Here is a 19272-nt window from a genome sequence, read left to right on the forward strand (position 1 = left end):
TTACTCTCATACATTTTTTGCAATAAAACTACATATCAGCCTTCTATCGTGAGGTACTTATTATGACATTTTGGCAATTCGCATTCAAAAATGTAACGCGCAACTCAAGAGCTTATTTTGCTTACTTTATAAGCAGTTCCTTTTCCATTGCTGTTTTCTTTTCTTTTGCTGTTTATTTATTTCATCCGAAATTACAAAACTTCAATATGATCTCTGAAATTTCAGGGTTAATGATATTTTCAGAAGTAGTAATTGTTTTCTTCTCTTTCTTCTTTTTACTATATTCGATTGGATCATTTTTAAAAGTTCGTAAAAAACAATTTGGGATTTTAACCATTTTAGGTATATCGAAAAAGCAATTACATCGTCTCGTTTTTACGGAAAATATGTTAATTGGTATTTTATCTATCTTTTTCGGCATACAGTTTGGGTTTGTTTTTTCGCAATTTTTCTTATTAGTGACAGCGAAAATTACGCACGTACCAGGTATATATTTATACGGGCCTACTAACGCAATCATTTTAACGACCATCGTTTTTCTTAGTCTTTTTATCATTGTATCTGCATTCACACCAATGCTTATTCGTACAAAAAAAGCGGTACACCTTTTAAAAACAAATGGTGGAAAACAAAAAGAAAGAAAACCATCCATATTTATTTCTTTATTTGGTGCTATCTGTTTATTAGGCGGCTATGCTTTAGCTGGAAATCCTAAATATTTTGTCTCAGTAAGCCCGCAAATAGGTGTTATATACATGGTTTCAAGTATCTTCGTAATCCCAACGTTTGTTACAATGGGAACGTATTTTTTCTTTTCGCAAATTAGTTTTTCACTTATTTATATTTTGAAAAAAAGAAGAAAATTTTATATGAAACGGATAAATATGCTTTGGATATCTGATTTAGCAAACCGTATTCGAACAAATATTAATATGCTTTTTATTGTGGCCATGCTATCTACCGTCGCTTTTACAATGATTACGTTTTTATATGGATTCGGGAAATTTATTAAACTAGAGGTTACTAAAACTTCACCTTTTCCAATTTCTTATTTTTCTTATGATGCGAATCCTTTTGTTGCAGAACACTTGAATTGGCTTGAGCAGCAATTACAAAGGGAAAATTTCTCTTATGAGAAAATAAACGCTGATTTATATGAAGCACCATTAAAAGAAGATCAAGGTATAGCCATTTATAATGACGTATATGCAATTAAGCAAAGTGACTATAACAAACTTGCGGATTCTTTACAATTAAAACAACTATTCATGGATGATAACGAAGCATATGTTTTAACAGGGACATCTTATATCACCATATTTAATGAGTTTGAGCAAAGCTACAACAGAGACTACATTACACTCTCTAGCACAAATACGAAATTACGAGTAAAAGGCTATGAATATGTGAATGCAATTCCATCTACCTTTTCATATCAAACGTTAGTTTTACCTGATGCTGTTGTAGAAAATTTCCCCAATACAACTAAACATGTATCAGCGTACAATTATAAAGTACAAAACTGGGAAAAAACGTATAAAATTGCAGATGATTTTATAGAAAAGGTGCAAAAAGATCGAGATAAATCCCAGTACAAAGGACCTCTTATTCGCTCCTTTGAATCGGCAGGGTCACTATATAGAATAACATCAGGAAGTGCCGCATACTTCCTAATCGGGACATTCTTAGGTGTCATTTTCTTTATTGGAGCAGGTAGCGTTCTTTACTTCAGAATGTATACAGATTTAACGAACGAACAAGAAAAATATGTAGCAATTTCAAAAATTGGTGTAACAGATGCAGAGATGAAAAAATCTGCAACCATTCAACTTAGCATTTTATTTTTCGTTCCGTACGTTATGGCGTCCATTCATACAATGTTCGCAACAAAAATGCTTCAAGATGTAATTGGTTTATCTTTGTTCAAAGAAATTTCAGCTGTTCTTATTATTTTTGGAGTCGTTGAAATCCTATTTTTCTTATTCATTCGTTCGCTTTATATGCAAAAATTATCACAGTATACGAATGGGCAAAATATTTAAAACAAACTTTATGAAAAGAGTATCTCTCATACTCTTTTCATCTTCGCTCTATTAGGAGGTTTAGGTGAATGACATTTTGGCAGTTTGCATTTAAAAACGTGACGCGGAACGCTAGAGCTTATTTCGCCTATTTTATAAGCAGTGCGTTTTCCATTGCAATTTTCTTCTCGTTTGCAGTTTATTTATTTCATCCTAAATTGCATATGACAGGCGTGAATGCTGCTCTGAACATATTAATGACAATCTCAGAAGTTGTCATTGTATTCTTTTCATTTTTCTTTTTACTATATTCAATCGGTACTTTCTTAAAAGTACGAAAAAAACAGTTCGGGATTTTAACAGTACTTGGCATATCTCCAAAGCAATTAAAGAGGCTCGTATTTCTAGAAAACATGCTAATTGGTGGCCTATCCATATTTTTCGGCATTCAATTTGGCCTTGTCTTTTCACAGTTCTTTTTATTAGTTACCGCCAAAATTACGCATGTGCCTGGTTTATATTTATATTGGTGGCCTACAGCTGCTATCGTTTTAACTATAATTATCTTTCTTGGACTCTTCATTCTCGTATCATCTTTTACACCGATGCTAATCCGTACGAGAAAAGCTGTACGTCTTTTAAAAGAAGGAACAAAACAAAAAGAAAGAAAAGCATCTGTACTCATCTCTCTCTTTGGTGCGATATGTTTAATATCTGGATATGTTTTAGCAGCAAACCCACTATATTTTATGTCACTAGGAGATATCGCTGGGCTTTTGTACGCTGCCTCCTGTATATTTGTCATCCCATCACTTGCTGCAGCCGGGACATATTTTTTCTTCTCACAAATTAGCTTCTTACTCATTCGCATATTAAAGACGAGAAGAAAATTTTATATGAAACGTATTAATATGCTTTGGGTTTCTGATTTAGCAACTCGGATTCGGACAAATATTAACATGCTCTTTATCGTGACGATGTTATCGACACTCGCTTTCACAATGATTACATTCTTATATGGGTTTGGGAAATTCACAAAGTTTGATGAAATAAGGCAAAATCCTTTCCCGTTTACTTATTTATCACATACTGAAAATACGCTTGCCGATGAACATTTAAATTGGTTAGAACAAAAATTTAACGAAGAGCAGTTTGCTTATAAGAAATTTAAAACGGATATATATGAAGTGTCTTCGGCAGAAGATAACGCGCAGCTCTATTATGCAATTAAACAAAGTGACTATAATATACTTGCTAAAGCATTAAATTTAGAAACGCTCACCGTAAGTAATAATGAGTCTTATATCCTTATTAAAGACATAGATGATCAATTCATTGGAACAGTTTTTGATCAAGAAAAGAGAAATACTCTGACACTTACTCAAAACTCTTTACATCTACAAGTGAAAGAATATAACAGTTATAACCCTTTCCCGAATAGCTTAATATCACAACTTCTCGTATTATCTGATGAAAATGTAGAAGCCTTATCAACTACTTCAAAACAGATGAGTGTATATAGCTTCAAAGTTCCAGATTGGGAAAAGGCACATAATATCGGTTCAGCATTTATAACAAAAATTGATAATGACAATGCAGCTATTCAGGCAGAACATCCACCGTTTCATGCAAGTGAAGCAAGCGATTCTCTATACAAAACAAAATTAAATGTTGCTTCGTTTTTCTTAATTGGTACTTTCCTAGGTGTTATTTTCTTTATCGGAGCTGGCAGTGTTCTTTACTTCCGTATGTATACAGATTTAACAAATGAGCAAGAAAAGTATATAACGATTACAAAAATCGGTTTAACAGAAGTCGAAATGAAGCAATCCGCTACAATTCAACTTGCGATTCTTTTCTTTGTTCCTTACATTATGGCATCGATCCATACGATGTTTGCGACAAAGATGTTACAAGAGATATTACATCTATCATTATTCGCTGAGATTACAGTTGTACTTGTAATCTTTGGAACGGTTGAAATTATCTTTTTCCTTTTAATTCGTTCCTTTTATATGCAAAAATTATCACAACATATTAAGTTTTAAAAATAGAAAGGTGATTATTATGGAAGAAGTATTACACATAAAAAACGTCTCAAAAGTGTATGAAGGAAAGGTCCCTCATACCGCTTTAAAAAATATAAATTTACATGTAGATAAAGGTGAATTTGTTGCTATCATGGGACCATCTGGTAGCGGTAAATCTACATTTTTAAACGTTATCTCTACAATTGACTCCCCTACTTCTGGTGATGTCGTGATTAATGGAAAAAAACCGCACACATTTCGTAGAGAGAAACTAGCTATTTTCCGCCGCCAAGAGTTAGGGTTTGTTTTCCAAAACTTTAACCTATTAGATACACTAACAATCGGTGAAAATATCGTACTGCCTTTAACTTTAGATAATGTTCCTTTAAAAGAGATGGACGAAAAACTCGATAACATTTCAAAGAAACTTGGAATTGATCATATTTTGGACAAGCGTATTTTTGAAGTTTCTGGAGGACAAGCACAGCGTACCGCGGTAGCACGCGCTGTTATTCATCATCCGTCACTTCTACTTGCGGATGAACCGACAGGAAACTTAGATTCTAAAGCAGCAATCGATGTAATGGAGTTATTTACGAAGTTAAATAAAGAAGAGGATGCCACAATTTTAATGGTTACTCATGATCCGTTTGCAGCAAGTTATTGTAACCGCGTTATTTTCATTAAAGATGGTGGGCTTTACAATGAATTACACCGCGGACTATATCGCGAGAAATTTTATCAAGAAATATTAGATGTTTTAGCATTATTAGGAGGAAGGCGTGGATGACGTTTTGGCAATTTGCATTTAAAAATGTCTCGCGTAATTCTAAAGCATATTTTGCTTATTTTGTAAGTAGTGCTTTTTCTATTATGGTTTTCTTTTCATTTACTGTATACGCGTATCATCCACGCTTACAAAATGTACAAAGCTTTCAAGAACGGGATCCTCTAATGAACTTAGCGAGTACAGCACAGCTTGTGATTGTTATGTTCTCGTTCTTCTTTCTCTTATATTCAATTGGAACATTTTTAAATGTACGGAAGCAGCAATTCGGGATACTCACGATTCTCGGTATCTCACAGAAACAATTAAAAAGACTGTTATTTACTGAAAACATGATAATCGGGATATTGTCCATCTTTATCGGTATACAAGGTGGCCTAGTGTTCTCTAATTTTTTCTTATTAGTCACTTCAAAATTAACAAGTGCGAAAGGTCTCTATTTATATTGGCCAACAGAAGCGATTATCGTGACAACCGTAACGTTTATCATTTTATTTTTAATCGTTTCTACATTTACACCTATGTTTATTCGGACTCGTAAAACAGTCCATCTTATTAAAGGTAACAAGAAAGTGACAGCCGAAAAAAGGCCGTCTATACTCATTTCGATATTTGCTTTAACTTGTTTAGGGTTATGTTATTATATTGCTGGTTATCCACAAGGCTACGTAACCGAAAAAAATGTGCAAAACGGATCTGTCTTCTTTATTATATTATCTATTTTGCCACTCGTAGTAGTCGGAACATATTTTTTCTTTTCACAAACATTTCTTCTTCTTATCTATATTTTAAAGAAACGTAGAAAGTTTTATTTGAAACAAATAAACATGTTATGGATTTCAGACTTAGTTGCTCGTACCCGTAGTAATATTAATGTACTCTTTATCGTTTCTATGCTATCTGCGCTTGCATTTACGATTATTATCGGACTATTTGCTGCGAATAATAATACAAAAGCGTCGATACTAGAGCGATATCCTATTCCCTTCACATACAAATTAGAAGGGGATCATTCCCTTGAACGAAAGCACGTTAATACTATTGAATCCGAACTTTCCAATGCTCATTTTCAATATAAAAAATATAAATTTACGCTTTTAAAAGATAATGCTTCAAAAGAAGAGATTGCAATTATGAAAATGAGTGATTATAACGAAATTGCTAAGCAGTTAAAGAGACCTACAATCACCCTTGATTCAAAAGAAGTTTACATTATTTCTGGCTATTCACCAGAGCTATTAAACCTTGTATCAAATCCATTTGTAAAACAAAATACAATTACGCTTGAATCCAATAAAAAGGAGTTTTATATAAAGGGATTTATTAACAAAGGAATAGCACCACCATTTGCATTAGCAAATTTAGTTATTATGCAAGATTATGCAATCGATACTATGATTCCTCATATTGAAACCATTACAGTTTATAACTACTTCGTGGATAATTGGGAAAATGCAATTATTCCAACGAAAAATATATTAAAAAGTATTAGTAATGACACCGAAAAATATTATGAGGCACATAAAGATGATAAGCATGCATCTCCCGTCCCTTTTAATATTTATACAGCTACTGATGAGTTACTCCATAATAAAGAAAATGCAGTTGCTCAATTCTTTATTTGGGCATTTCTTGGCTTTATCTTCTTTATCGGAGCGGCTAGCGTTTTATACTTCCGTATGTATAACGACTTAACGAATGAAAAACAAAAGTACATTACGATTACAAAACTGGGCTTAACTGAATCAGAAATGTTTCACTCCGCAACGATTCAATTAGGAATTTTATTTTTCGTTCCTTACATCGTTGCTGGTGTTCACACGTTATTTGCGGTTAAGTTTTTACAAAGCATGTTTTCTTTCTCGTTACTAAAAGAGTTACTGATTGTACTCACCTTTTTCGGGATTATCGAGATTATTTTCTTTTTCTTAATCCGCTCTCTGTACATTAATAAATTATCACAGCATATAAAAATATGAATAAAATAGCCTTGTGCATATTGCACAAGGCTATTTCCAATAGTTTTTAATAATTAGCAGTATCCACCATAGCCGCCGCCATATCCACCATAACCGCCGTAACCACAACCACCGCCGCCTCCGCCGAAGCAGCTAGCACCGATGATAATTAATAAAATAAACAATACGATTAGAAGCGCAAAACCGCCGCCGCAGCCACGTCTACGGTCGCAATCATCATGTCTGCGGTTACAATCATCATGTCTGTGTTCACACTTTTCGCTCATTACTCTATTCCTCCTTTAGTATCATTCATAACAAGTTCAACTTGCTCTAAATGAGGGGATTCCATTTATATTATGTTTTCAGGGCAAATCGGAAGCTTGGCACTCCTAAAAACGGGCTTGTTTCATGAAAAGAGCCCCAACACAAAAAGAGGATACCTTTAAATAGGCACCCCCTTCTTCTAAACAAACATATTAAGTAAAAGCGCAAAGCCGAATGCAATAAATGATAACAATGTCTCCAGCACCGTCCACGTTTTAAACGTTTCTTTTACTGTCAAACCTAAATACTCTTTTACAAGCCAGAATCCTGCATCATTTACGTGAGAAAACATTAATGAACCTGCACCGGTTGCAATAACGAGTAATTCTAAATTTACACCCGACATGTGCTGAATAACCGGTGAAACAATTCCAGCTGCTGTCGTTAATGCTACAGTAGCTGAACCTGTTGCAATTCGGATTAATCCCGCTACCATGAACGCTAAGACGATTGGTGATAATGAAATATGTTCTGCCATTTGAGCGATGGCTGTTCCAACGCCGCTTTCAATTAATATTTGTTTAAATCCACCGCCTGCACCAATTATTAAAATAATGGAACCGACAGGTAGTAAACTTTCATCTGTTAATTTTTTAATCATCTTTTTATTAATTCCTTGTTTTATGCCAAGCAAATAAAACGCTGCGAAACATGAAATAAGTAAAGCGATTACCGGACTTCCCACAAACACTAAAAATTCAGTTATTTTTTTCGGTAATGAAATATATGGTGCGACTACTGATAAAATCATTAAAACTACTGGCAGTAAAATAATAAAAAATGAAACTTTACGACTCGGTAAATCAGTTGATACTGTCGTAACTCGAACAAGCTCCGGTTCATTTTCAGGTATAACCCTCTTATGTACCCACTTTGCAAATACCGGTCCTGCGATAATTGCTGTTGGTAACGCGATAATTAATGAATACAATAGTACCTTTCCTAAATTCGCATTATAAATACCGATTGCTGTCATCGCACCTGGATGCGGCGGCACTAGCCCATGTACAATCGATAATCCAGCAATAACAGGTAACGCAATTAACAATATATTTTGTTTCGTTGTTTTTCGAATTGAAATAACAAGTGGTAATAAAATGACGATTCCCACTTCAAAAAACACTGGAATACCTATAACAAATCCGGCGAATAACATTGCCCAAGGTAATTTTTTCACCCCGAAGAATCGAATGAAGAAATCTGCTACTTGCATGCCAGCCCCTGAATCGGACATCATTTTCCCTAAAATTGTTCCGAGAGCCAAAATACCAACTAAATGCCCTAGTACACTACCAACACCAGTTTCATAGGCAGTAACAATTTTGGTCAAGTTCAACCCAGACATAATAGCTAAAAATAGACTAGCAACTGTTAGACTAATAAACGCATGCCATTTCCACCATGATACCCCTAAAATAACAATTGCGATCGCAATTAACGTGACGATTAATAAGTATATATCCATATCCCATTCCCCTTCGATATGAAATTTTTTTACAAAAAAAGAGGGAATTGGTCCCTCTTCACTTTTTACACATCATAATTTACAACGTAATGCTGCATTTCCGTATTGTAGTAGCCTTCACTATATTCAATTACTTCTCCAACTTCATCGTAAGAATAGCGCATACGTTTTAATAACGCTGTTCCCTCTTTTTCTCCTAACGCTTCTGCAACGAAATTAGGCGCAAATCCAACAGCGAATTCATCTCTGAAGTTTTCTAAATGTATACCACGGTCCTCGACTAGATCATAAAGCGATTGTAAGTCAAAGTCCGCTAAGTCTGTACTTGCCATTTGTGCTGAGAAATAGTGCGTATAATGAATGTACGGAGTATCATTTAAAGCATATAGGCGCTCAATACGAAAACTCTCTTTACCAAATAAACGAAATGGTACTGTTCCTTCTTCATTATGAACCACTTCTGCCTTTAGCAATTTCTTTTGTACTTTATAGCCTTCTTCCACTAACACTTCTGTAAATTTCTTTCCCTTTGAAAGCTTTGTCGCAGAAGTATTTCGAATGACTTTCGTTCCTTTACCACTTTTCTTTTCTAAATATCCTTCTTGAACGAGTTCTTTAATTGCGTTTCGCACTGTAATTTTACTCACTTTGAACTCTTCTTCTAATTGTGGTTCAGAAGGAATATTTGTATGAATGGCATAAACACCATGTAATATTCGATCACGAATAATATTTTTAATTTGTAAATATAATGGACCTCTTTTTCTCGTTACGTTCACCGTTACACCCACTACCTTTCTACATCACCTACTGATGCCGTCATTGCCCGAAGTATATCTTTCTCTGATGACATTGGCGTATCACCGACGATTGTATGTGCAAGCATTCCAGCTGCTGACGCAAATGAAACAGCTTTCTCTGGTGCAAACTCTTCTATCTCGCCATGAATAATTCCGCTCGTATAAGCATCTCCAGCACCTATTCTATCATATACAGAAAACGTAAGTGTTTTGGCAAAAGTGAACGTCCCATCTTTACATATGAATCCGCGAAGTGAGTGTGTATTATCGCTATTAATAGAACGATGTGTCCCAGCAATTGTAGCGATATTATATATTTCAGCGACTTTTGGAATAAGATCAACAAGCTGTGCTTCTCGCTCCGTCTCTTCCGTTTTCATTCCGAGAACAAACATCGCATCTTTTTCATTCATCATTACAATATCGGCAAGGCCTAGCATTTCTTCATAATGAGGCTTCGCCTGTTCATACCCATCTTCTCCCCAAAGCGATGGACGATAGTTGCAATCGAAAACGACAGTGCCTCCATTTTCTTTAACTGCCTTCGCCAAAGATTTCATATGATGGCGCACAGTATCATTCATCGCAAGGGTAATCCCGCAAAAATGAACGATATCAATTTCTTTTGCGATTTCTTCAAATTGGTACATCTCTTCACATGCCGTATTGAAACTACTTTCTAATCGGTTCGAATATGTAACGCGGCTTGCGCGTGCTCCAAATCCATTTTCTAAAAAGTACATACCAACATATTTACCGCCTCTTGAAACAAACGGTGCCTGAATGCCTAACTTTTGAATATGTGATACCGCAGCATCCCCAACAGAGTTTTCCGGTAAAGTTGAAATAAGAAAACCTTCATGCCCTAGATGAGAAAGTGCTGCTGCAACGTTCACACCTGTACCAGAAAATGAGTAATTTAAGGTGTTTGCTTGCGATAGCAATTCATACCCTGGCACTTGCAGGCGCATCATAACTTCACCGAATGCTGCAATTTTCTTACGCATATTGATCAACTAACTTCTTCACGACCGCTAGTAATTCACGAACATCTTCTGTTTTCGTATTGCCAGTTTCTTTATCAATAATAGAAGAGTACACGTGCGGGATAACTTGCTCTACGTTTGCTTCTAATGCAATACGTACAATTGTTTCAAAGTTTTCTTTATCAATTCCGCCTGTTGGCTCTAATGCAAATCCTTCTTCCGCACATGCTTTCGCAACAGCGCGATATTCTTCTTCATGCGCTAAACCTTTCATTGGGAAGTATTTCAATGAATTCCCGCCCATATCACGTACAAGTGCGATTGCTGTTTTAATTGGAACGATTGCTTTTTCTTCCCCAGCCGCACTAACTGGGCCAGTAGAAATATTTACGTAACCTACTTTTCCTGTTGGTGATACTAAACTATTAATCCAGCTATCTTTGCCGCCAAGATTTGCGCGCGTCGCTCCTACTGAAGGGAACACTTGGTTAATATGACTACCAGGATAATGCTTCGCAATTTCAGCTACAACTGCCGCTTGGCGATTATCTCCTGCTCCTAGTCCGATTGATACAGCGTCATCAATTTCTTTTCCGTATGCTTTCATCGCTGTAACTGCTTCTTCTACTGTTGGATAATCTTTTGATAACACTCCGACTACTACATAACCTTCTGCGGCTTCAAAAATATCTTTCGCATTTCGGATATTGTTCGCTAATACATTTAATGCTACGCGGCCTTTATAAAAACGTTTTTGAATGTTTGTCATTTTAGTTTCCCCCTACAATTTCTCTCATTTTTTCTTCAATTACATGTATGTCATCACCTTGAAGTGGACGTGGATCGATATCAAAGAATCCTTGTCTTACTCCGTAATCACGTGTGTAAATTGCGATTTCCCCTTCGCGTAACGCGGTCACAACATCTTTTGCAGTTTTATTTAATTCGTTCTCGTTAATATGAATACGCGCTCTAAAAATTGCTCTTCCAGCTTCATCTTGAACGATTGTTACATTTACACCGTTTAACTCTTTCAGCGGCATAAGTACTTGTAACAACTCTTTTTCTTGTTCACTCTTATCTTCTTTTACTCCGTACTCATCAAGCGCTTGAAGTAAACCGAAAGTTGTTTCTTTCCCAACTTTCATACTTCTACCGCTGCAATGTAATTGCACTTTTAGCCATTCAATATATTTTCGTTTACCGCCGACAATACCAGAAGTAGGTCCTTCAATCGCCTTTGAACCGCTATAAATGGCTAGGTCTGAATACTTCACGTATTTTTGAATGTCTTCTTCAGCTGCCGCATCAACGATAAGTGGTACATTATTTCGCTGCGCTACTTCCCACGCTTCTTCAACAGAAATCATATTTTTTTGCACTGCATGATGCGATTTCACATAAAGAATAGCTGCTGTATTTTCGCCAATTGCATCTTCAATATGCTCCGCTTTCCCTTCATTTGCGTAACCTACTTCAACGAGCTTACCGCCGCCTAAATAAATCATCGTTTCAACAGGAGCACCGTATTGAACGTTATGACCTTTTAACATAATCACTTCGTTTTTCGCGATTACTTCTTGATGAAGTCTTTCACTTTTACGGCGATTTCCTTCTGTAACGATACCAGCGATAGAAAGCGCAATTCCACTCGATGCTGAGTTCACAACGACCGCTGCCTCTGAATCTAAAATTCTTGCAATATGGTCTCCTGCTTTATCTACTAAATCGGCAATTTCCACATAATTTTGTCCACCATGCTTCATCGCATCCATCACTGTATTTGTCGGAGCGGATACACCTAAAATACTCATTCTACCGCTCGCATTAATAACTCTTTTTAATCCGTACTTAGCATTCAATGAATAACCCATTGATTACAACCCCTTTCGTATCAATTCTTCTTTCAGCAACGCGCTGATCCCCTTCTGAATCAATTAACGTAATCGATTCATCTTTCACCGTAAATAAAGTTAAGTTTGCAATATCCCCTACTTGAATACGGCCAAGCTCTGGTTTTTTCAGCCACTCTGCCGCATTTTTCGTAACTGCATCAATTACTTCTTCTAGCGGATACCCTAAGTAAAGGAATTTCGAAAGAACGTTGGCCATACTGTAAACTGGACCGTGTATACGATTCTTCCGGTAAATATCTGTACTAATTGTATTAAAGGCAATACCGTAACGCTTCGCTGCCTCTGCTACTTTAAAAGAAAAACTAGCATTACCATGCCCAACATCTAAATGAACACCGCGTTTCACTGCATCTAACAACACAGGTAGCGGTTTGCCTTCTTCATCAAATAAATTATTTTCTTTCCCGTTTAAGTAATGTGTAATGACATCATCTTTTTCTAAAAGAGGTACAACTTCCTCAATACGCGGAGGAGCTGAACCGATATGTACCATAATCGGTAATGATGTTTCACGAGATAAAGAACTCGCTACGTGCAGCGGTTCAATTCCGCTATCACAAACGACACTTTTACTCATTCTCGCTTTTAATCCAACGATTACATCTTTATACTTTTCTACTGCATCTATTACTTTCTCTTTATCTATCCATTCCATATTGGATAATTCATCAATTCGTTTCAAACCGATGCGAGAAATATTTAAAAAGGCAAATAAATTCGTTTTTGCCTGTTCTCTACTTTGTACTAAATCTGCGATACGATCAGCCCCGCAGCTTCCCGCATCAACAATTGTCGTTACCCCTTGCTTAACGCCAATTTCATCTACCTCATCGCCATACGGATCAAACTCTGGAAAAGCATGAACGTGCAAATCAATCCATCCACTCGATACGTAAGTACCTGAGTAATCAAGAACCTTTCCACCCTCGCCAGCACCAGCTTTCGTCACCTGTGCGATTTTATTATTTTCAACTACAATGTCAATCTCTTCCCCGTTCACACGCTTCACATTACGTAGCACGAATCGTTCTGTCATTGTATTTCCACCCTTTTCTATAAGAAGCCATAAGAATACGCTTACATTAAAATTTCATTTTATATCTCTTTCACATATTTAGAGTATCACGAAAAAAAAGAAAAGTAAATATAACGTTATAATGTTTAATGGTAAATAAAAAAACAATCCACAAAATGTTGATAGTACAGGAAATTATATCAATGATTCGACAAGGAATATCGATTTACCGACAAAAAACGGCAATCTATTTCTTATATGCCAAAAGACTGCCCCAAAACGGACCAGCCTTTTTCTCTATTCTTGAACCGTCACAATAACCCCGTCCATATTGTTCCCCGAAATTTCATATTGCTTATTTACTGGAACATTCACGTTCATACGATCTGAAACTTTATAATAAGAAACCGTATATTTCTTACCTTCAACCTCAGTTGAAACTTCTTTTTCCTCTTTTAAAAAGTCCAAATATTCCTCTAACGTAATCTTCTTTTTTTGCATAATTGCGCTATGTGGTAAGCCGACATAACGTATGTGCCACGGCTCATATTGAATGCCCGTAATGTTACTTTTATTTTTCGGATAACGTAAAACAAATCCGTGCTTCCATACGTTCTCTTCAATCCATTTTCCTTCAGGAGCTTTCTCCATTTTCTTTTGAGTAGACCCAACGTCGAGTGATAAACCTAAATTATGTTCACTATATCCTGCTGGAAGTGCATAATCAGATCCCATTTCTTTATATAATTTACTTTGTTCTTGAAAATCTCGGTAACCGCTACTCATTAAGAAATGCTGTACTCCATCTTTCCCAGCTGCATCGACAACGTTCAAAAACTTTTTTACAACACCCTTTGATAAGCGAAGATTTCTATCAAATATTACATAGCCTCTTACTAATTCACTATTGTGATTTACATTTATAATATCGGACCTAACACTATCTTTTTTAACCGGGTAATCTTTATTAACTAATAATAGATCACCTTTATAAATTTGTTCCTCTGTAACCTCTATCTTTTCAGTGTTCGCGGCTTTTACTTTGTTATCTTTTTCTGCAATTTTAACATCGATCTCCTTTTGAAATACTGGTAATATATAAAAGCCTACACATGCTGTACATACTATAAAAAGAGAAATAAATACCCACTTTTTCATTTCTAGTTCCTCCTTAACGTAACTTACGTATAGAATAGAAAAAACTATTAAAATAAAAAGTGGGGTAAAGTTTAAATTTTTATTAAATTGCTTTGCTCTCTTCTTTTGGTAATCTCACTTCAAATATCGTTCTAATTACGTTACTTTCAGCAGAGATTGTCCCATCATGCTGTTCGATAATATTTTTTGCGATAAATAGCCCAAGGCCTGTTCCGCCCTGTTGCTCTGACCTGGCCTTATCACCTGTATAAAACATATCAAATAAATATGGTAAATCCTCTTCTGGAATGCTATCTCCGTAATTAATAATTTGTACAACTACCTCTTCATGATCAATATATCCGTTCACATCAACAAACTTTCCATCGTATCCATAGCGAATCGCATTCGTTAAAAGATTTTCAAATACTCGAGCTAACAATTTCCCGTCACCGTTAATAGGTAAATGCGAATCCATATTCAATCTCGCTTCTAAACCTTTTTTTTCTAATAACGGATATAATTCTTCATCTAACTGTATAAGTAATTCACTTATATCAATTGGTCTTTTTTCAATTTGCAACATGCCATAATTCATTCTCGTTATTTCAAATAATTCATCAATTAAGATTTCAAGCCTTTCGGATTTCGTAAAAGCAATTGTGGAAAAATGTTTAATTTGTTCCTTCGTCAAATTCTCATCTTTAAGAATTAAATCTAAATACCCTAAAACAGATGTTAGCGGCGTTCTTAAATCATGAGCTAAGTTGACAATTAGCTGATCTTTACTACTTTCCGCAAAGTCTCCTCGTTCAACCGCTTCTTTTAATTTTTCACTCGCTACATTAATTTCGCGTGCGATATATCCAAACTCATCATTTGATGAAACACGAACTTGATTTGAAAAATCTCCGTTCGCAAGATGATGAATCCCGTTCGAAATCTCATCAAAATATTTTAAATACGGTCTAGTAAGAAAGAAGAAAAACATAATGGACAGAGGAATAAATACAATTAAAAAGAAATTAATGTCCCCAATTTGTCTTACCATTGAACGAAATTGGGCTAAAGGATCCTCATAACGAACTGCTAATTTATAATAGAGACGTAGCCCCTCATAAATCAAATACGTTACGCCACCAGCTAATATCATACTTAACGCAAATAGCATAATCATCTTCGAGCGAAAGCTTCTCATCGTTTTAGCCATTGAAAGTATAACCTACCCCCCACACTGTTTTTATTAACTTATCCTTTCTTTTATCTTCCCCAAGCTTTTTTCGCAAAGTACGGATATGTACCATAACTGTATTTCCACTTTCGTAATACCCTTCAGCCCATACTTGCTGAAAAATATTTTCCACACTGTACACTTTCTTCGGATGACTTGCTAATACATATAAAATATCAAATTCTTTTGGTGTTAATTCAATTGGCTCTCCGTACACATTTACTGTTCTTCGCTCAGGATCAATAGCGACTCCGCCTATTTCTAAAGCAGATTTATTCTCCGCTACTTTCGGCTGATTTAACGTAAGAAATCTACGCAGTTGTGCATTTACACGTGCAACTAATTCAATCGGTGTAAAAGGTTTCGTCATATAATCATCTGCGCCTAATACAAGACCTGTCACTTTATCAAAATCAGATGTTTTCGCACTTAAGAAAATGATTGGCATGTGGTGCTTGCCGCGAATCTGCCTCGTCACTTCATATCCATCCATTTTCGGCATCATAATATCTAAAACCACTAAGTCAATTGGCTGCGTTTGAATAATATGCATGGCTTCTTCTCCATCAGCTGCTTTAACGACGTGGTAACCCTCTTTTTCTAAATGTATCTCAATTAAATCAGCAATTTCCGCTTCATCATCAGCTATTAAAATTGAAATGCGCTTCATTTTAGTCCCCCTACTTTATTCTGTTTTCATACGCTCGATTTTAAACTAGTCTATCCAATTTGTACAATAAGAAAAGGCTACCCGTAAGAGTAACCTTGATAAATGAAATTATATCGGCGATTTTCAAAATATATCAACTGTAATTTAAATTATATCAGCGATTTTTTAAATATATCGACTTACCGACAATTAACGACAAAATCATCCCGCTATTTGCAGGTAGTCAGTACTAATAAAAGCTCCCATTCATCGCTCAAAAATAATCCGCTGCTTTGTTATTTCTTCCAACCTGCCTCGATCTACTTCATACTCACGTTCAATACTTTGCGGTACCCTTACTTTTCCGCCTTCAAGCATCACTTCCGGTGAAATAATATCCCTCTCCCAATGTCTACTAGAAGCAGATATATCTCCAGGAATCGTAAAGTTTGGCAAAGAGGCAAGTGCAACATTTTGAGCTCGTGAAATCCCCATTTCTACCATACCACCGCACCAAACTGGTATGTTATGCTCCATACAATAATTATGGATTTGAACGGACTCTGTTAATCCGCCCACTCGCCCTGGTTTAATATTAACGACGCGGCAACTGCCAAGCGTAATCGCAACACGTGCGTCTTCTAAACTATGGATGCTTTCATCTAAACAAATCGGTGTTTCAATTTTCTTTTGCAACTGTGCATGATCAAGAAAATCGTAATCCGCTAACGGTTGTTCAATCATCATAAGTTGGAATTCATCTAGTCGTTTCAACTTCTCCGTATCCGCTAATGTATAAGCTGAATTTGCATCAGCCATTAACGGGATATTCGGAAACTCTTTACGAATTTCTTTCAGCAATTCGTAATCATGTTCTGGCTTTATTTTCACTTTAAAGCGCTCGTATCCTTCTTCCGCGTACTTCTCGATTTGTTTTAGCATAACTGGAATCGTATTGATCCCAATCACAACGCCGACTTCAATTTCAGACCTATTTCCGCCAAGCAATATCGCTAACGACTGCTTTTGACGATTCGCATATAAATCCCAAACAGCACCTTCAATTCCGGCCTTTGCCATTCGGTTTCTCTTTATATGTTGGAACAAAGACGGTACTTCATTCGGATGAGAAATTTCAGCTTTCAATAAATCTGGTAATAAAAAATCCTGAAGTACATGCAGCGCTGTCTTCACCGTTTCTTCCGTATACCACGGTTCAGAAAATGCAACGACTTCACCAAAACCAATGTATCCATCTGTATCTTCTAATTCAATGACGATACTTTCACGCTTTTCATAAGTCCCGTAACTTGCCGCAAACGGGATAATGAGCGGCATTTCCGTTATATAAAGTGTCGCTTTTTTTATTTCCACCTACATCTCCTCCACTAATTGTCTTAACTCTCGTCTTAACAATTTCTTCGAAGCATTTCGTGGTAATTCCTCTAAGAAACATGCTTTCTTCGGCACTTTATATTTCGCTAATTTCTCTTCGCAAAAACGAAGAATTTCTTCTTCTGTTACCTCTCCACTTTTTACAACAAAAGCAGCTGGTACTTGTCCCCAACTTTCGTCAGCCATACCGACAACACCCGCTTCTACTACCGCCGGATGAGAGAGCAATACTTCTTCAATTTGAGCTGGATATATATTTTCTCCGCCAGAAATAATTAAATCACTGCGTCGATCTAATACGTATAAAAATCCTTCCTCATCTAAATAACCGAGGTCACCAGTATGAAGCCATCCATTTCTGATCGCCTCATGCGTCGCATCTTCACGGTTAAAGTAGCCACCTGTTACGTTCGGTCCTTTTACTACAATTTCTCCTTCAGCACGGGGCGGCACAACTACGCCGTCTTTTTCAATACGAAGCTGACACTGAAATAGTGGTTTTCCGGCTGATCCTACTTTCGTTAACATGTAATCTGCTGTTAACGTACAAATTTGCGATGATGTTTCTGTCATACCGTACGTTTGATACACAGGAATTCCTTTTTCCACACATGTTTCTAATAACGGCTTCGGTGCTGGTCCTCCCCCAAGTAACATGCATCGTAAAGAAGATGGATATGTACCTTCGCCAAGTCGTTCTAATAAATCTGTTAGCATTTTAGAAACGACAGAAATAATCGTAACGCCTCTCGTTTGAAGTGCTTTATGAATAAAATTAGCATCATATTTTGGAACGAGTAAAATGCGCATACCGTACATAATATTTTTCATTAAAAGAGATAACCCGCCAACGTGGAACATTGGCATACAAGCTAACCAACAATCATCATCACGAAGCCCTAAATTAAGCGAAGAACCGACTGCACTTGCCCAGTGGTTACCGTACGTTAAAACAACGCCTTTCGGTTTCCCTGTCGTCCCTGACGTATAAATAATTGTCATCGCTTCTTCTAAAGAGAATTCTTCTTGTATAAATGCTTCCGCCTTCGGTCCTTGCATCACTTCAGCAAATGAACATACTGGAACATTTTCCGTCTCAAACTCTTGATCCGTCACTAAACAAACAACTTCCGCATCATCCATTTGCCAAAGTAGCTCTTCTCTTGAAAGACGCGTATTTAAAAGCACAGCTACTGCACCTATGTAAGATAGGGCGTGAATAACTGTAATCATCTCCATACCATTTTTCATCAGAACAGCCACCTTTTGCGCCCGCTTCACTCCTACATGCGTGAGGTGTTCACAAACAGATACTACTTTTTCATGCAGCTGCACGAAAGTAACCTTCTCCTCTTCAATTTCAATTGCAGTGCGATCAGGTGTTAAAAATGCACGTTGCATTAACCAATTCGGCATCGTCTCCATCACTCATTCTCCTTTCATGAAAGAAAGAGACCTGATATGACATCAAGTCTCTTAGTTGTTTTGTTTCCGGTGTGATCTTTTGGTTGCGTCTCACATTGTGTGCGAGCTGCTTCCGCTTTTCATCACATCC

Annotated in this window: 16 protein-coding genes; 4 read left to right on the plus strand and 12 right to left on the minus strand. The window is 36.4% G+C overall.

Annotation, left to right across the window (positions count from 1 at the left end; genetic code table 11):
• Nucleotides 1–62: 62 nt before the first annotated feature.
• The 4 genes from MKX37_RS23730 (at nt 63) to MKX37_RS23745 (ending at nt 6817) form a co-directional block, all read left to right on the plus strand.
• On the plus strand, nt 63–2042 hold the full coding sequence (locus MKX37_RS23730) for an FtsX-like permease family protein (RefSeq protein WP_078421882.1): 1980 nt from the start codon (nt 63–65) through the stop codon (nt 2040–2042).
• A gap of 68 nt (nt 2043–2110) precedes the next feature.
• Nucleotides 2111–4069: an FtsX-like permease family protein gene (locus tag MKX37_RS23735; RefSeq protein ID WP_078421883.1), complete on the plus strand. Its 1959-nt coding sequence runs from the start codon at nt 2111–2113 to the stop codon at nt 4067–4069.
• 19 nt (nt 4070–4088) lie between these two features.
• Entirely contained in the window at nt 4089–4841 is a 753-nt protein-coding gene (locus MKX37_RS23740; protein WP_000393251.1) for an ABC transporter ATP-binding protein, read from the plus strand.
• A complete protein-coding gene (locus MKX37_RS23745; protein WP_078421884.1) occupies nt 4838–6817 on the plus strand; it encodes an FtsX-like permease family protein in 1980 nt (659 codons plus the stop codon). Before MKX37_RS23740 ends, MKX37_RS23745 begins: the two co-directional genes overlap by 4 nt.
• A gap of 53 nt (nt 6818–6870) precedes the next feature.
• Here MKX37_RS23745 and MKX37_RS23750 read toward each other — a convergent pair whose 3' ends face one another.
• The 12 genes from MKX37_RS23750 to MKX37_RS23805 form a co-directional block, all read right to left on the minus strand.
• The gene (locus MKX37_RS23750; protein ID WP_002129632.1) at nt 6871–7083 is read right to left on the minus strand and encodes a YjcZ family sporulation protein; all 213 of its coding nucleotides are present in this window, start codon (nt 7081–7083) and stop codon (nt 6871–6873) included.
• Nucleotides 7084–7262: 179 nt separating this feature from the next.
• Nucleotides 7263–8588: a gluconate permease GntP gene (gntP, locus tag MKX37_RS23755; protein WP_002167483.1), complete on the minus strand. Its 1326-nt coding sequence runs from the start codon at nt 8586–8588 to the stop codon at nt 7263–7265.
• A 65-nt stretch (nt 8589–8653) separates the two neighbouring features.
• Nucleotides 8654–9379, minus strand: a complete 726-nt coding sequence (locus tag MKX37_RS23760; RefSeq protein WP_002015828.1) for a GntR family transcriptional regulator — start codon at nt 9377–9379, stop codon at nt 8654–8656.
• Nucleotides 9379–10395 carry a sugar kinase gene (locus tag MKX37_RS23765; protein ID WP_002129637.1) on the minus strand — a complete coding sequence of 339 codons (1017 nt, stop codon included), beginning with the start codon at nt 10393–10395 and terminating at the stop codon, nt 9379–9381. The genes MKX37_RS23760 and MKX37_RS23765 overlap by 1 nt, the downstream gene beginning before the upstream one ends.
• A complete protein-coding gene (gene dagF, locus MKX37_RS23770) occupies nt 10388–11143 on the minus strand; it encodes a 2-dehydro-3-deoxy-phosphogluconate aldolase (RefSeq protein ID WP_050000926.1) in 756 nt (251 codons plus the stop codon). Before dagF ends, MKX37_RS23765 begins: the two co-directional genes overlap by 8 nt.
• Nucleotide 11144: 1 nt before the next feature.
• Complete coding sequence (locus tag MKX37_RS23775) at nt 11145–12248, minus strand: DgaE family pyridoxal phosphate-dependent ammonia lyase (protein ID WP_033731546.1); 1104 nt, start codon at nt 12246–12248, stop codon at nt 11145–11147.
• Nucleotides 12226–13326: an amidohydrolase/deacetylase family metallohydrolase gene (locus MKX37_RS23780; RefSeq protein ID WP_078421885.1), complete on the minus strand. Its 1101-nt coding sequence runs from the start codon at nt 13324–13326 to the stop codon at nt 12226–12228. Before MKX37_RS23780 ends, MKX37_RS23775 begins: the two co-directional genes overlap by 23 nt.
• 276 nt (nt 13327–13602) lie before the next feature.
• Nucleotides 13603–14463, minus strand: a complete 861-nt coding sequence (locus tag MKX37_RS23785) for a D-Ala-D-Ala carboxypeptidase VanY (RefSeq protein WP_002167478.1) — start codon at nt 14461–14463, stop codon at nt 13603–13605.
• A gap of 82 nt (nt 14464–14545) precedes the next feature.
• Entirely contained in the window at nt 14546–15652 is a 1107-nt protein-coding gene (locus MKX37_RS23790; protein ID WP_002164874.1) for a HAMP domain-containing sensor histidine kinase, read from the minus strand.
• Nucleotides 15645–16343 carry a response regulator transcription factor gene (locus MKX37_RS23795; protein WP_002015820.1) on the minus strand — a complete coding sequence of 233 codons (699 nt, stop codon included), beginning with the start codon at nt 16341–16343 and terminating at the stop codon, nt 15645–15647. Before MKX37_RS23795 ends, MKX37_RS23790 begins: the two co-directional genes overlap by 8 nt.
• Nucleotides 16344–16589: 246 nt before the next feature.
• Entirely contained in the window at nt 16590–17696 is a 1107-nt protein-coding gene (gene menC, locus MKX37_RS23800) for an o-succinylbenzoate synthase (protein WP_002129645.1), read from the minus strand.
• A complete protein-coding gene (locus tag MKX37_RS23805; RefSeq protein WP_078421886.1) occupies nt 17697–19142 on the minus strand; it encodes an o-succinylbenzoate--CoA ligase in 1446 nt (481 codons plus the stop codon).
• Nucleotides 19143–19272: the final 130 nt, after the last annotated feature.

The organism is Bacillus sp. FSL R5-0709, assembly GCF_038004785.1.
Taxonomy (GTDB): domain Bacteria; phylum Bacillota; class Bacilli; order Bacillales; family Bacillaceae_G; genus Bacillus_A; species Bacillus_A mycoides.

Coding starts and splice junctions, on each gene's coding strand:
- dagF (WP_050000926.1), bottom strand. CDS start 11,143: ATGACAAACATTCAAAAACGTTTTTATAAAGGCCGCGTAGCATTAAAT.
- MKX37_RS23775 (WP_033731546.1), bottom strand. CDS start 12,248: ATGGGTTATTCATTGAATGCTAAGTACGGATTAAAAAGAGTTATTAAT.
- gntP (WP_002167483.1), bottom strand. CDS start 8,588: ATGGATATATACTTATTAATCGTCACGTTAATTGCGATCGCAATTGTT.
- MKX37_RS23735 (WP_078421883.1), top strand. CDS start 2,111: ATGACATTTTGGCAGTTTGCATTTAAAAACGTGACGCGGAACGCTAGA.
- MKX37_RS23795 (WP_002015820.1), bottom strand. CDS start 16,343: ATGAAGCGCATTTCAATTTTAATAGCTGATGATGAAGCGGAAATTGCT.
- MKX37_RS23805 (WP_078421886.1), bottom strand. CDS start 19,142: ATGGAGACGATGCCGAATTGGTTAATGCAACGTGCATTTTTAACACCT.
- MKX37_RS23740 (WP_000393251.1), top strand. CDS start 4,089: ATGGAAGAAGTATTACACATAAAAAACGTCTCAAAAGTGTATGAAGGA.
- MKX37_RS23730 (WP_078421882.1), top strand. CDS start 63: ATGACATTTTGGCAATTCGCATTCAAAAATGTAACGCGCAACTCAAGA.
- MKX37_RS23785 (WP_002167478.1), bottom strand. CDS start 14,463: ATGAAAAAGTGGGTATTTATTTCTCTTTTTATAGTATGTACAGCATGT.
- MKX37_RS23765 (WP_002129637.1), bottom strand. CDS start 10,395: ATGCGTAAGAAAATTGCAGCATTCGGTGAAGTTATGATGCGCCTGCAA.
- MKX37_RS23750 (WP_002129632.1), bottom strand. CDS start 7,083: ATGAGCGAAAAGTGTGAACACAGACATGATGATTGTAACCGCAGACAT.
- MKX37_RS23745 (WP_078421884.1), top strand. CDS start 4,838: ATGACGTTTTGGCAATTTGCATTTAAAAATGTCTCGCGTAATTCTAAA.
- MKX37_RS23780 (WP_078421885.1), bottom strand. CDS start 13,326: ATGACAGAACGATTCGTGCTACGTAATGTGAAGCGTGTGAACGGGGAA.
- MKX37_RS23790 (WP_002164874.1), bottom strand. CDS start 15,652: ATGGCTAAAACGATGAGAAGCTTTCGCTCGAAGATGATTATGCTATTT.